General features: G+C 72.8%; 10 protein-coding genes. 1 reads left to right on the top strand and 9 read right to left on the bottom strand.

The window, feature by feature from the left end; translation table 11 throughout:
• Positions 1–555: 555 nt before the first annotated feature.
• The 9 genes from E1286_RS23745 to E1286_RS23705 form a co-directional block, all read right to left on the bottom strand.
• Positions 556–1,152 (bottom strand): single-stranded DNA-binding protein, encoded by a 597-nt coding sequence (locus tag E1286_RS23745; RefSeq protein ID WP_132615646.1) that lies wholly within the window; start codon positions 1,150–1,152, stop codon positions 556–558.
• Positions 1,153–1,525: 373 nt separating this feature from the next.
• Positions 1,526–3,148, bottom strand: a complete 1,623-nt coding sequence (locus E1286_RS23740) for a GTP-binding protein (protein ID WP_132615645.1) — start codon at positions 3,146–3,148, stop codon at positions 1,526–1,528.
• Positions 3,145–6,078, bottom strand: a complete 2,934-nt coding sequence (locus E1286_RS23735) for a GTPase (RefSeq protein ID WP_246075069.1) — start codon at positions 6,076–6,078, stop codon at positions 3,145–3,147. The genes E1286_RS23740 and E1286_RS23735 overlap by 4 nt, the downstream gene beginning before the upstream one ends.
• 62 nt (positions 6,079–6,140) lie before the next feature.
• Positions 6,141–7,373 (bottom strand): uroporphyrinogen-III C-methyltransferase, encoded by a 1,233-nt coding sequence (cobA, locus tag E1286_RS23730; protein WP_132615644.1) that lies wholly within the window; start codon positions 7,371–7,373, stop codon positions 6,141–6,143.
• Positions 7,374–7,452: 79 nt separating this feature from the next.
• Positions 7,453–8,466 carry an agmatinase gene (gene speB, locus E1286_RS23725; protein WP_132615643.1) on the bottom strand — a complete coding sequence of 338 codons (1,014 nt, stop codon included), beginning with the start codon at positions 8,464–8,466 and terminating at the stop codon, positions 7,453–7,455.
• A 10-nt stretch (positions 8,467–8,476) separates the two neighbouring features.
• The gene (gene cobT / locus E1286_RS23720; protein ID WP_132615642.1) at positions 8,477–9,544 is read right to left on the bottom strand and encodes a nicotinate-nucleotide--dimethylbenzimidazole phosphoribosyltransferase; all 1,068 of its coding nucleotides are present in this window, start codon (positions 9,542–9,544) and stop codon (positions 8,477–8,479) included.
• Positions 9,534–10,403, bottom strand: coding sequence for a sirohydrochlorin chelatase (locus E1286_RS23715; protein ID WP_132615641.1), 870 nt, complete (start codon positions 10,401–10,403; stop codon positions 9,534–9,536). Before E1286_RS23715 ends, cobT begins: the two co-directional genes overlap by 11 nt.
• 70 nt (positions 10,404–10,473) lie before the next feature.
• Positions 10,474–11,649 carry a precorrin-6y C5,15-methyltransferase (decarboxylating) subunit CbiE gene (gene cbiE, locus E1286_RS23710; RefSeq protein ID WP_132615640.1) on the bottom strand — a complete coding sequence of 392 codons (1,176 nt, stop codon included), beginning with the start codon at positions 11,647–11,649 and terminating at the stop codon, positions 10,474–10,476.
• A gap of 81 nt (positions 11,650–11,730) precedes the next feature.
• Positions 11,731–12,810, bottom strand: coding sequence for a GNAT family N-acetyltransferase (locus tag E1286_RS23705; protein WP_165969878.1), 1,080 nt, complete (start codon positions 12,808–12,810; stop codon positions 11,731–11,733).
• 76 nt (positions 12,811–12,886) lie between these two features.
• On the opposite strand from E1286_RS23705, the gene E1286_RS23700 reads away from it, so the two are divergent.
• On the top strand, positions 12,887–13,294 hold the full coding sequence (locus E1286_RS23700) for a DUF2795 domain-containing protein (RefSeq protein WP_132615638.1): 408 nt from the start codon (positions 12,887–12,889) through the stop codon (positions 13,292–13,294).
• The last annotated feature ends 1 nt before the right edge of the window (position 13,295 follow it).

Here is a 13,295-nt window from a genome sequence, read left to right as displayed (position 1 = left end):
TCCTCCATCCGCTCACGAGATCCGGCCGCACGGGGCTCCTCACCCCCCGCCTCTCCGCACCTCCGCGCGATCGCTTCTGTCCACAGGCCGTTGCCCAGCGGTCCTTCGCTGGAGCTCTTCGTACGCTCCCAGACCAACCGCCGCGCTCCCCCGGACCTCCTTGATCAGCAGCCGGTGCGATGAACGGTCACATACGGACCCAGCACGCGACACCGCTCTGGGCGTGACCACCTGGATCGGCGCGGCGCTCAGCCCGTCGCCATGGCCACGTGCCCGGACTGATCGGCACGCGGGCGTGATCCCGTGCTCGCGCTGATCGGCACGCGGATGTGATCGCGTGCTGGGTACCGATCGGCGCGCGGGCATGATCCCGTGCCGGGTGTTGATCACGGTGGGGCCACTCGGTGTTGAGCTCACGCTGTGTTCGTTGTCGTAGCAGCGTGCACGGCGTTCGGGGCGCCGGATCCGCGTGACATCCGTGGCGGAGGGACGCCCCTGGAGGGCCCGGCGTGCGGGGGCGCTGGGTTGGTGTGGCGCCCCCGCACGGGGCGGGCGTTACGCTGCCACTCGTTCCTCTGTCAGGTGGTCGGCGGTGTCCGCGGGCGTTTCGTCGGCGTCGGCGCCGAGGGTGGGGGCGCCCAGGATGCGTACGTTCCCGTCGTCCGCGCTGAACGGGCTTGTCGTGACATGGTCGGAGGTGACAGGGCGGGCGGCGCGGGTGCCCATGGCCCAGTCGCGGGTCTCCTCGTCCAGCCGGTCGCGCATCTCCTTGCTGATCGTGCCCACCCCGCCCCGCTCGGGCTTGGTGAAGGCGCCCGTGCCCCAGCGCAGGTCGTGGCCCACCGCGCTGGCCTCGATCTCCGGCACGAAGCGTCGCTCGTTCTCCGCGCCGAACTCGCGGATGCGCAGCTTGCCCGACACCACCACGGGGTGTCCCGCGCGGACGGAGGTGGCGACGTTCTCCCCCAGGGCACGCCAGCAGCGGACCGTGAAGCAGACCCGCTCACCGTCGGTCCACTGGCCTGTCTTCTTGTCGAAATAGCGGTGTGAGGTGAACACCTTGAGCGAGGTGACCTTGGTGCCGTCGTCGAAGTTGTACTGCCTGGGCTCTGCCGCGACGTTTCCGGTGAGCGTGATGTAGATGTCGTTCATGTGATTCCTCCCATGCGGCGGGCCGACTGCCCGCGACCTGGGAACACGGTGCCGCAGGCGGGCACGGTCGCAGATCGCCGAACGGGGTTCTGTGGAAAGAGGAGGCGCGTGCGCCACGCCTGTGGATGAAGGATCCGGCCACCCCTCGGGGCCGGACTCCCGTCCGCCGAATGCGGAATGGTTCGCCTGCTGACGGCTGACTCCGAACGACGCCCAGCCGCCGACGTCACCGGCGGCCGGCGTCGGAGACCGAGAGGTTGAGTGCCCGGGACCACGAAGGTTAGGTGCCCGGGACCACGAAAGTGCCCGGGACCATGGGAGGTTGGGTGGCCGGGACCGCGGGGTCGAGTAGGGCGGTCCGGCCGTTCGGGTGTCAGGCGGACAGGTCGCGGAGGGCGGTGTAGAAGGAGTGGTGGCGGTTGAGTTCGGCTTCCACCGGCTCCACCACCATCGTCGCCGACACCGCCGCGACCTTGCGGCGCATCTCGCGCTCCAGCCGTTCGCGCTCCCGCGACGCCCCCAACTCCACGAAGTTGCGTGACGCGATGCCCGACAACGCCCCCAGCCCCAGAACGGCCGCCATGGCCAGCCCCACCCAGGGCAGCGTCGCGCTGTCGCCAAGCAACTCCAGCGACGGCGGCAGCTGCTCCGGCATGAACAGCCCCACGGCCAGCCAGGCCAGGCCGGCCACGAAGGCCAGCACCAGGAAGTACTGCCACAGCATGAGCACCCGCCACCACGTCGGCACGCGGTCGAGCTGCGGCGCCACCTGGGCGAGGTCGTCCGTCAGGGCCTGCGGCAGCTGGCCCGACCTCGACCTGGCCGCCTTGTGCACGGCCGTGCGCCACACCGGGTGCATCCCCATGGACAGACCGTCGGCGAGCGCCTGCACCGCGTTGCCGACCTCGGCCGACTGCGCGCTCACCGAGGCCGTGGTGATGCCGCGGATCTCCTTGCTCACGTCGTCCAGCCGGAGACTCTTCAGCGGGTCGGTACGGAACTTGCCGATCCACCGCGGGTACGGCCAGCCGACCCACTGGTTGGATCGTTCGGCGTAGACGTTCTCCATGGCGTCGCCCACCGCGGGCACGCCGACCGCGTCGCACAGCGCGTCCGTCAAGCCCAGCCGGCGGGCCTCGTCGACCGACGACGGCGACGACAGCGCCTCACCCAGCGGCATGGATTCGCTGATGCGGCGTTCGAGCCGGTGCAGGTCGGCTTCGAGCTTGTGGATCGCGGCGCGCCGGCGAGCGACCGCGGTGGCGACGACGCTCTTGAGGCTTTCTACGCCGCGCCCGGTGGCGGCCGAGGTCGGTACGACGCTCGGGTGTTCGACGCCCTCGCGGCGCAGCAGGTCGTTGAGGTCGATGACCAGCTCGGCCAGCTCTTCGGCGGTCAGCCGGTCGGCCTGGTTGAGCGCGAACACCGTCACCGCCTCGTGTCCGGCGAGCTCCGTCACGTAGCGGCGGTGGGTGGAGGCGTCGGCGTACTTCTGCGGGTCGAGCACCCACACCACGAGGTCGGCCAGGCCGATGAGCCGGTCAGCCTCGGTGTCGGCGAGCGCCCGGATCGAGTCGTGGTCGGGCAGGTCGAGCAGGATCAGCCCGTGGAGCTGGCCGTCGCCCCTGTCGAGGGCGCTGGCGCGGGAGAAGCGGTGGCGCTCCTGGATCTGCAGCCAGTCGAGCAGCGGCCCGGCGCCTTCGACACCCCACACGCAGGCGTGGGTACGGGCGGTGGTCGGCCTGCGTACGCCCGTGGGCGACAGCTCGAGCCCGGAGATCGCGTTGAACAACGACGACTTGCCGCTGCCCGTGCCGCCCGCGAGGGCGACGACGGTGTGCTCGGACGACAGCTTGAGCCGGTCGCCGGCCTGCAGCAGCAGCATGGCGGCCTCGTCGAGCAGTTTCTTGTCGAGCCGCCCTCGGCCCAGCTCCACCACCTTGGCGAGCGCGGAAAGCCGAGCGGCGAGCCCCGGCTTGGTGGTCATGGTGGTCATCGAGCGACCTCAAAGTTGTACGTTGCCTGGTATAGGCGGGTTGCGGCGGATTCGTCAGGTATGCCGGCCGAGTCTAGAGCCTGCGCGTAACGCAGCGCCTCCTCGTCGAACAGCATGCCGACCCTGGCCCGCAGGTCGCTCAACGCCTTGGCGCCGATGCCGCGCAAGGACTCGGCGCCGAGCACGGCGTTGACGAGCCGGTGAGGCACCCCTTCGCCGTTGCCGCCGCTGAACATCGCGACCATGAAGATCAGCGCAAGCGAGTCGGGGTCGAACGAGACGACCTTCGACACCGAGCGCTTGGCCACCCCTTCGGTGCGTACGAGCTCCATCAGGTGGTCCTGCCAGGACGCGATGGCCCGGCCGGTGTGGCGGACGAGGTCGTCTGACGGCCGGTCGAGGCTCTCCGCCAGCTTGGCGCCCAGCGGGGAACGGTGCCGCCAGCGCGCGGCCACCTCCTCGCACGCCCGGTTGGCCGCGGCGACGATGACCGACTCGAGCCCGGCGCGGATCGCCGCCTTGAACGCCAGCACCCGTTCGGGGGCCTGCCTGGCCGCCCGCCCGCGCCTGCGCAGCCGCAGCGAACGCATGAGGTCGCCGGAGCCGACGAAGTCCTGCCAGCGGGCGAGCACCTCGCCGTGGAGCAGCGAGCCGTTCTTCGAGGCCTTGTCGAGGTCGGCGAGCGCCCCGAGGAAGGCCGCCTCCACGTCGCCGCGCAGCTCGGCCCGGAACGCGACCTGCGCCTCCAGGTGCTTGGCCAGCGCGGGGACGCGGGTGCGGAAGCTGTTGAGCACGCCGTCGAGGGTCTCGCGTACGGCCCGCGCCCGGCGCTTGTCGTCGACGGACAGCTCGGCCAGCCACAGCCGCAACTCGGTGACCTCGCTGTCGGGCAGCCTGCCGTCGGCGACCTTGGACTCGTGGATGACGAACCGGTCGATCTCTCCCAGGCCGTACTCGGTCAGCATGCGGACGAAGTGCTTGAGCACCACATCGGTGGACCTCTGCGGCACCCGCGACAGGACGATGGCCAGCCGCGCGCCGCGCTCCTTGGCCAGCCGCAGCAGGCTCCACGCGGGGGCGTCGGCGTAGCGGGCGGCCGTGGTCACGAAGATCCACAGGTCGGCGGCGTCGAGCATGCGGTGGGCGATCTCGTGGTGCTCCTCGACCACCGAGTCGATGTCGGGGGTGTCGAGCAGCGCGACGCCCTGCGGGAGTTTCTCGGTCGGGACGATGACCAGACCGTGCTCGGCGGTGCCGGCGGCGGGCCTGTCGAGGCGCTGGAGAGTGCCGAGCAGCTCGCCCTCCGCGAACCACTTGTGGTCGTCGGGGTGGCAGGCCAGGACGGGGGTGCCCGTGGTGGGGCGGCGTACGCCGGTGCGTGAGACGTTCTTCTCGGCCAGGCTGTTGACCAGGGTGGACTTTCCCGCGCCGGTCGAGCCCGCGACCACGATGAGGGCGGGGGCGGTGCTCGTCCTGATCCGGGGCAGCACGTAGTCGTCGAGCTGGGCGAGCAGGGCCGCCCTGGCCTTCTTGGCCTCCTCGGCGCCTGGGAGGTCGAGGCCGAAGCGCAGGCCGGCGACGGTGTCGCGCAGGGTGGCGAGCGCCGCCGTGAGCGCCTCCGCCACCTCGGCGGGCAACTCCTCCTCGGCCCCGCCCTCACCGACGGGCGTGGCCGCCGCCGGTTCGGCTACCCCACCGCTCGGAGCTTCCCCGCCCCCCTCGGCGCTCTTGTCCTTCCGGGTACGCCCATCCGCCCCGCCGTCCTCGCCGTCCGCCACACGGCCGGCCACTGCGTCGGCCTCGCCGTCGGCCGCACGGTCTGCCGCTTCGCGGGGCTCACCATCTCCGCCACCGTTGGCCGCCTCGCGAGGCTCAGCCTCTGTCGCAGGGTTGGCTGATCGGCCATCGCCCGCACGGCCGGCGGCTTCGGCGGGCTCGCTGCCCGCCGCACGCCCGCTCGCATCGGCGGCGCCGTCGGCCACCGCCCTGGCGGCGTCGTCGTCACCCGTCTCGGCGGAGGCGTCGGAGGTGCCGGTCGTCTCAGTCGCAGCGGTCTCAGCGGCGCTCGCCGCAGTGACGGCGGCCTCGGGGGTGTCGTCCTGCGTCGCCTCCCCGTCTTCGACGGTGTCGCCGGCGCTCCCCGCTTCCGCGGTCTTGCCGGGCCGCACTCCGGCGGCGTCGCCGCGACCCACTTCGGCGGTGTCGCTGTCCACTGCCACGTCGACGGCTGCGTCTGCTTCCGCGTCACTGGCGCTACCGGAACGCCACGCGGGGGTGGCCTTGTCCGCAGAGTCCCCGTCGGAGGCCGAGGGCAGCGCGAACGCGGACTCGCGCTCGCGCTCGCGCTCGGAGGTCAGGGGAGCCGAGGAGCGCTTCTCCTCGCTCGGCTCGGCCGTGAAGGACGGGGTGACCGATGACGGCCGCTCATCGGACGGCCACTGTGCCGTGCCCGCCCCGGCATCCGGGTCAGGCCCGCCGAGAGACACCTCGGCGCCGGGGCCAGGACCGTCGAGCGACGCGGGCCGGACGAAGAGGGACGGACGCCCGGACGGCTCCTCCGGCTCAGCCGGAGGGAAGACCCGAGCCGGTTGCCGCAGCGCGGCCGGTTTTTCGAAGAGGGACGGCCTGCGCGCAGGCGGCTCCTCCTCGCCCGCCGCCGCACCGTCACGAGGCCCGCCCGACTCCCCGCCGTCACGCCGCTCACGCGCACCGGGCTCACGACGGTCGTCACGTACGGCCCCAGCACCGCCGCCGAACGCGGGCTCGTGCCGATCGTCGGACCCCAGCCCCGAACGCCCGCCGAGCCCAGGATCACCCTGGCCGTCAGGATCGTGCCCAGAACGGTCGTCGGACTCGTCGGGTGTGGGGTGGGGTTGCTCGCCGTTGGGGCCGGCGTCGGGACGCACCCCTTCGAGGTCATCGTCGGTCACCGGGCGGAACCGCAACGTCTGCTCCCCAGGTGACTCGTGTCGCCCGTCATCCATGGCCGTGTTCACGGCAAGCGCTCCGCTCGAACCATCTCGACCTCCTGGCCGACCCTCACGACGTCGCCGACGATGACGATCGCCGGCGGCCGTATCCCAGCCGCGGACACGCGGTCGGCCACGGTGGAAAGCGAAGCGGCAACCGCCCGCTGGGTCGGAAGGGTACCGTCCTGCACCACCATTACGGGAGTCTCCGGCGAACGTCCGTACTGGATGAGTGCTTCGGCCACTTTTGGCAGGCGTTCGACGGCCATCAGGAGCACCAGCGTGCCGTGGGAACGGGCCAGCGCCGGCCAGTCGACGGTGGACTTGGGGTCGTCGGGCGCCACGTGCACGGAGATGACGTGGAACTCCTGGCTGACGCCGCGGTGGGTCACCGGCACCCCGGCGGCGGCGGGCACCGCGACAGCGCTGGTGATGCCGGGCACCACGATCACGGGGATGCCGGCCTGGGCGCAGGCGATCATCTCCTCGCCGCCGCGCCCGAACACGAACGGGTCGCCGCCCTTGAGCCGCACCACGAACTTGCCCTGGCGGGCACGGTCGACGAGCAGCTCGTTGATCGTCTCCTGTGGCAGGGACCTGCCGTAGGGGACCTTGGCGGCGTCGACCAGCTCGACGTCGGGGGCGAGCTCGTCGAGCAGGGCGCGCGGCGCGAGCCGGTCGGCGACCACCACGTCGGCCTGGGCGAGGAGCTGTCGCCCGCGCACCGAGATGAGGCCGGGGTCGCCGGGGCCGCCGCCGACGAGGGCCACGCCCACGGGCTTGGTGCGGTTGCGCCGGGCGTCGACCGTGCCGTCGCGCAGCGCCTCGACGACCGCGTCGCGGATGCCGGCGGCCCGGCGCGGGTCGCCGCCCGCGGTGACGGCCACGCTGATCTCGCCGACCCGGCCGGAGGCGGGTGTCCAGGCGGCGGAGGCGTCCTTGTCGTCGGCGCGGACGCACCACACGCGCTTGGCCTCGGCCTCGGCGGCGATCGCGGTGTTGACGGAGCGGTCGTCGGTGCAGGCCTGCACGAGCCAGGCGCCGTCGCAGTCGCCCACTTCGTACGCCCGGGCGTGCCAGGTGACGCGGCCGGCGGCGATCAGGTCGTCGAGGGCCGGCGTGACGGACGGCGACACGACGGTGACCTCCGCACCTGCGTCGAGCAGGGCGGGGACCCGCCGCTGCGCGACGCGGCCGCCGCCCACCACGAGAACCCGGCGGCCGGAGAGCCGCAGGCCGAGGAGGTATGGGCCCATGGGGGGAATCTCCCGTTCGCGAAGCTTGTGTTAAGAGGTAAACCTACCGGCTTCGACCATGTCATTTGCTGCGCACGTGTTAACGGCCGTCAAGCAGAGGCTGTCGCGGATCCCAGCGCGGCCCGCCTTCGTCGTCTCTGCGGCGTCTGGCCATCGCTGACAGGGCCTCAAGGATAACCCGGTTCCCGAGGTACGCGGTGATGTCCGCGTGATCGTAGGGCGGTGCCACCTCGACCACCTCCATCCCGGCCACCGGCAGCTCGTAGCAGATCCGGCGCACGGCGTCGAGGAGCTGCCTGGCCGTGAGCCCGCCCGGCTCGGGCGTGCCGGTGCCGGGGGCGTGCCCGGGATCGCAGACGTCGATGTCCACCGACAGGAAGACCTGGTCGCACTCGTCGAGCGCGATCCCGAAGGACTCCGTCAGGCATTCCTCCAGCCCGCGGGCGACGATCTCGGTCATCTCGTACGAGCGCATGTTCTGGGCGGCCATCCAGCTCAGCGTCTCGGGCTCCGGCCAGTAGCCGCGCAGCCCGAGCTGCAGGAACCGGTCGCCCCTGATCGCCCCCGACTCGATGAGCCGGCGCATGGGCTGGCCGTGGCCGTACAGGTGGCCGAAGCTGATGTCGCCGGTGTCGGCGTGGGCGTCGAAGTGGATCATCGAGGTACGGCCCGGCGCGTACGCCCGCGCGGTGCCCCGCGCGTCGGGCAGCGCGACGGTGTGGTCGCCGCCGAGCACCAGCGGGATCGCCCCGGAGGCGGCGATGCGGTGCACGGCCTCCTCGATCGCCGCCAGCGAGCCCTCCACGTCGCCGGAGTAGCACTCGACGTCGCCCGCGTCGAGCACACGCAGGTCGCGCAGGGCGTCGACGCGCAGCGCCAGGCTGGGCCTGGAGCCGTCGTGCGGCAGGTAGCAGGCCTGGCGCAGCGCCATCGGGCCGAACCTGGCGCCCGGCCGGTTGGAGGTCCCGCCGTCGAACGGGGCGCCGATGATCACCACGTCGGCGCCCTCGTAACTGGCCGGATCGGCGACGTCGCAGCGGTCTATACCGAGAAAGGTGATGTCGGGGCCGTACATCGCTCCATAACGTGACACGGCCCCATCATCACACGGACTTTTCCGTCACTCCCGCCGAATCGAAGGTCGCGACCTCGTGCATCACGCGGACGGCCGCGCACAGCGTCGGGTACGCCAGCAGGCCGCCCGTGCCCTCGCCGAGCCGCAACTCCAGGTCGACCAGCGGGCGCAGGCCGAGGTGTGCGAGCGCGGTGGCGTGACCGGGCTCGGCGGAGCGGTGACCCGCCACGCAGTGGTCGGCCGAGGCGGGCGCGAGCGCGGCTGCCACGAGGGCGGCGGCGCCGGCGATCACGCCGTCGAGGACCACCGGCACGCGCGCCGCCGCGCCGCCCAGGATGAAGCCGGTGATGGCCGCGTGCTCGAACCCGCCGACCGCGGCCAGCGCCCGCAACGCCTCGCCGGGCTCGAAGGCGCCGGACAGCGCGTTCACCCGCAGGGCCTCGCGGACGACACCGATCTTGCGTCCGTACGTCTCGTCGTCGATGCCCGTGCCGCGCCCCGTCACCTCGGCCGGGTCCTTGCCGGTGAAGACGGAGACGAGCGCGGCGGAGGCGGTGGTGTTGGCGATGCCCATGTCGCCGGTGATCAGGCAGCGCGCGCCCTTCGCGACCAGCTCACGGGCCACGCTGACGCCCACCTCCAACGCCTGGAGCACCTGGTCGGCGGTCATCGCCGGGCCCTGGGTCATGTCGGCGGTGCCGTACGCGACCTTCCGGTCGACCAGGCCGGGCGCGCCGGGCAGGTCGGCGGCGACGCCCACGTCCACGACGGTCACCGACACCCCGGCCTGGGCCGCGAAGGCGTTGGCGACCGCGCCGCCGGCCAGGAAGTTGGCGACCATCTGCACCGTCACCTCCTGCGGCCACGGGGAGACGCCGCGGGCGTAGACACCGTGGTCGGCGGCGAAGATGGCCAGCGCCGCGGGCCCCGGCATCGGCGGCGGGCTGACGCCGGCGGCGCCCGCGAGGCGTACCGCGATCTCCTCGAGGACGCCGAGGGAGCCGCGCGGCTTGGTGAGGCGGTCCTGGTGGGCGCGGGCGTCGGCGACGGCCTGCGGGTCGGCGGAGCGGATGGCGGCGATGGTCTCAGCGAGCACGGACGGCCTCCTCCTGCGGGACGAGCCGCAGCGCTTCCTCGTAACGATCGATCACGACGTCGGCCAGGGTCTCGCAGTCGCCGATCACCTCGGCGCACCGGATGTCGAGGTCGGGGTGCCCCGCGCCGTAGGCCAGGGCCTGCGCCCACACGCGCTCCAGCATGCCGCCCGCGAACAGCAGGTAGGGCACCACGATCACGCGCTTGGCCCCGAGGCGGCGGCAGCGTTCGAGCCCGCCGGGCACGCCGGGCGGGGTGAGCGACACGAACGCGGTCTCCACGGTCATGTAGTCGTAGGCGTGCGTCTCCCAGAACAGCCGGGAGACCCGGTGGATCTCGGCGTTGGCGGTGGCGTCGGTGGAGCCCTCGCCGACCAGGACGACCGCGGTCTCCCCCGGCTCGACGTGCGCGTGGAGGTCGTCGGTCGGCGTCGCGTCCACGGGGCGCAGACGGGGCCGGGCGCCGACGAGTTCGAGCGCGCGGGGCCGGGAGATGTCGGCCGCGGCCTCCTTGAGCCGCTCGGCCAGCAGCGCCAGCACGCGGGGGTCGGGGCCGAGAGGGCGGCCGTAGTCGTACATGAGGGTCGGGTGCCGCCGCTGCTCCAGGGCCAGCGCGTCGGAGAGCTCCTCGTCCAGCCTGTTCAGGCTGAGCGGCAGCGCCACGAGCCGGTGGTGCCCTCGGGCCACCAGGGAGGCGACCGACTCGCTGAGCCGGGGCGTGGCCCGCTCCAGGTAGCCACCCGATACGTCGGCGCCCGTCTGGTCGAGGCGGCAACGCAGGCGGTGGACGAACCTGCCGAACTCCGCGGCGTAGGCGTCGTCCTGGGAGCCCTGCCCGATCAGCAGGAGCGGCGGCTTCATGGTGAGGGATCTCCGGTGCGGTGAGACAAAGTCACGCGAGGATAACCGATCCGCACTGGTACGGGACAGGTCACGCTGAGTGCGCGGGTGTGGCATACACCACGAAAAGGGGCTCGGCGGCGGTCAGCCGGTGGGAGCCGTCGGGGTCGAGCGTCAGCCGGGAGGCCAGGATCTGGGTGCCCTCGCCGCGGTAGCCGTGCTCGCGCAGCCGTTCCAGCACGGCGATGACCTGTTCGACCTTGCGCAGCGCGCACACCAGCGCCCGCGGGCCGCGGGCGGCGCAGGCGGCCACCACGTCGGGGCCGCCGCCGCCCACGTAGACGGCGTCGGGGTCGGGCAGCGGCTCCAGCGCGGGCGGGGCCTGGCCCCTGGTCAGCGCCACCTTGACGCCGTGTTCCAGCACGTTGGCGCGCAGCCGGGCGCACAGCTCCCCGTCGCGTTCGACGGCCATGACGGCCGCGCCGAGCCGGGCGCACTCGACGGCGATCTCGCCGGCGCCCGCGCCGACGTCCCACACCAGGTCGCCGAGCCGGGGGCCGAGCTTGGCCAGGATGTACGCCCTGACCTCGGCCGGGATCCGGCTCTCGAACGGCAGCGCCCACTCCTTCGGGCCCGGCTGCGCGCCGGCGACCCAGCTCGGCTCCTTCGGCCGGTGCAGCGGATCGATGACGAGGACCACGTCGGGGTCCTTCCACGGCCGGGTGGTGGCCTCGCCCATGCGGCTGTGCGTGACGCGTTCGTCGGGGCCGCCGAGGTCCTCGCAGACGATCAGCGCGCGGGGCGTGGTGGGAGCGAGCTCCCTGGCGATCTCCGCGGGGCCGACGCCGGGCGCGACGAGCAGCGCGACCTTGGCGTGGGCGCGGCAGGCGTTGACGACCCGGACGAGCTCGCCCGGGCCGGACGGGGCGACGACCAGCGCGTCCTCCCAGTTGAGCCCGGCGCGGGCGAAAGCGCGGCTGACCGGCGACATGGCGGGCAGGACGTCCGGCTTGAGGCCGTGGGCGCGCAGGGCGCGGACGACGCCGAAGAAGCCGGGATCGCCCTCGGCGAGGACGACGGCGGGGCCCTCGCCTTGTTCGAGGTGGTCGTCGAGTGTCTGCAACAGCGAGCCGTCGGGCACGGTCACCGCGGTGAGGGCGAGCCGCCCGAGCAGGGCGTCGGGCCCCACGACGAGCGCGGCCTCCTGCAGTCTGGCCACCGCCGTGGCCGAGAGCTCGGATCCGTCCCACCCGACAACCGTGATCATCACTGCCTCACCGTCCTTCCCTCAAGGGTGACGGTTGCCGAGGGGTTTCACAAAGGGTGCGGAGGTCAGTCCGCTGTGCCCTCAGTCCAGGTCCGAGGGGACGAGGCTGTAGACGATCAGGTCGTCGCCGTCCAGGGAGGCGCGGGCGACGCCCTCGCGGACGAAGCCGGCCTTCTCCGCGACCCGCTGGGAGGCGGTGTTGGCCACCGAGGCGCGCAGCTGGAGCCGGCGGAAGGCGTGCCGGTGGAACAGCCAGCGCGCGATGGCCAGCACGGCCTCCCCCGCGTACCCCCTGCCGCGGGCCCACGGCGCTGTCATGTAGCCGACCTCTGCGGTCCTGTTGTTCCAGTCGAGGTCGCGCAGGTCCACGTTGGCGGCGAAGCGGCCGCTCGCCAGCTCCTCGGCGGTCCAGGCGATGCCCTGGCCCCGCAGGCGCATGCGCTCGGTGTGCTCGATGAACGCCCGCGCGTGCGGCTCGGTGTAGCCGCGCGGGATACCGGTCATGGCCTGGGTGAACGGGTCGGAGCCGGTGGCGGCCAGGTCGGGGACGTCCTGCTCGGACGGCGGCCGCAGCAGCAGCCGCGGGGTGCGCAGGCTGTTCCTGGGCAGCAGCGGAGCGGGCGGGCCGCCGTCCTCGCGCAGCAGGCCGAGAACGACCAGATCGTGCGGCCCGTCCTCCTCCAGTACGGCGTCGCGCAGCACGCCCTCCCAGGTGAAGCCCGCTTTCCTGGCGACGCTGAGCGAGGCGAGGTTGTCCAGGTTGGCGGTCAGGTCGATCCTGCGCAGCCGGGTGGTGGCGAACACCCAGGCCGTCAGCGCGCGTACGGCCTCGGTGGCCAGGCCGCGGTTGCGGTGGAGGGGGTGGACGGCGTAGCCGACCTCGGTCGTGCCGGCCGTCCACGAGGTCTTGAACAGGCTGACGGCGCCCACGATGAGCCCGTCCGCCCCGGTCATCGCGAGGTGGATGCCCTGGCCGGCGCGGTGCGGCTCGTGCACGCCGTTCCTGAGCCACTGCTGGACGCCTGACGGCTCGGAGGGGGCTCCCGGCGGGAGGAACCGTACGCCGGACCGCACGATCGAGCGGACCCGAGCCTCGTCCTGGGGGCCGAACGGCCGGAGCGTGAGCCGGGCGGTGGCGATGCTCACGTCGGGATCGAACACGCTCGGAAGGCTACACACCGGCGATGTTTGCCCACGAAAGCGGGGGTAGGGGCGCACTGAGAGGAGTGAGGGAACTATGCAACGTGGGAGCGACAAGCACGGGCCCCGCATGGACGACCAGCAGAAGCACGAAACCGAGGGCATGGTGCGCGGCGGTGGTTCGACGCACGCCGAGGAATGGAAGGAGCCCGAGGCCATGCGGTCGGCCGATGAGGAGTCCACGCAGTCGTACCCGCCCGGTCACGAGCCCGGTGTGCCCGAGGGCATGACGCAACAGGACGTGGACGTCCGCAGCGAACTGGCCAGATGGCTCAGCGACACCCACTGGCCGACCTCCAAGGAGGATCTGCTGCGGCGCGCCCAGCGCCAGGGCGCGCCCGATCGGGTGCTCGACATGGTCGAGGCCCTCCCCGATCGGAACTTCGAGAACATGGCCGACATCGCCCAGTCGCTCGGCATCGGCGTCGAGCAGGGGAGGTGGTGAC

The sequence above is a fragment of the Nonomuraea terrae genome, assembly GCF_004348995.1.
In the GTDB taxonomy this organism is placed as follows: Bacteria; Actinomycetota; Actinomycetes; order Streptosporangiales; family Streptosporangiaceae; genus Nonomuraea; species Nonomuraea terrae.
This window is presented reverse-complemented; position numbering and strand designations above follow the sequence as displayed.

Coding starts and splice junctions, on each gene's coding strand:
- E1286_RS23745 (WP_132615646.1), bottom strand. CDS start 1,152: ATGAACGACATCTACATCACGCTCACCGGAAACGTCGCGGCAGAGCCC.
- E1286_RS23740 (WP_132615645.1), bottom strand. CDS start 3,148: ATGACCACCATGACCACCAAGCCGGGGCTCGCCGCTCGGCTTTCCGCG.
- cobA (WP_132615644.1), bottom strand. CDS start 7,373: ATGGGCCCATACCTCCTCGGCCTGCGGCTCTCCGGCCGCCGGGTTCTC.
- E1286_RS23715 (WP_132615641.1), bottom strand. CDS start 10,403: ATGAAGCCGCCGCTCCTGCTGATCGGGCAGGGCTCCCAGGACGACGCC.
- cbiE (WP_132615640.1), bottom strand. CDS start 11,649: ATGATCACGGTTGTCGGGTGGGACGGATCCGAGCTCTCGGCCACGGCG.
- E1286_RS23700 (WP_132615638.1), top strand. CDS start 12,887: ATGCAACGTGGGAGCGACAAGCACGGGCCCCGCATGGACGACCAGCAG.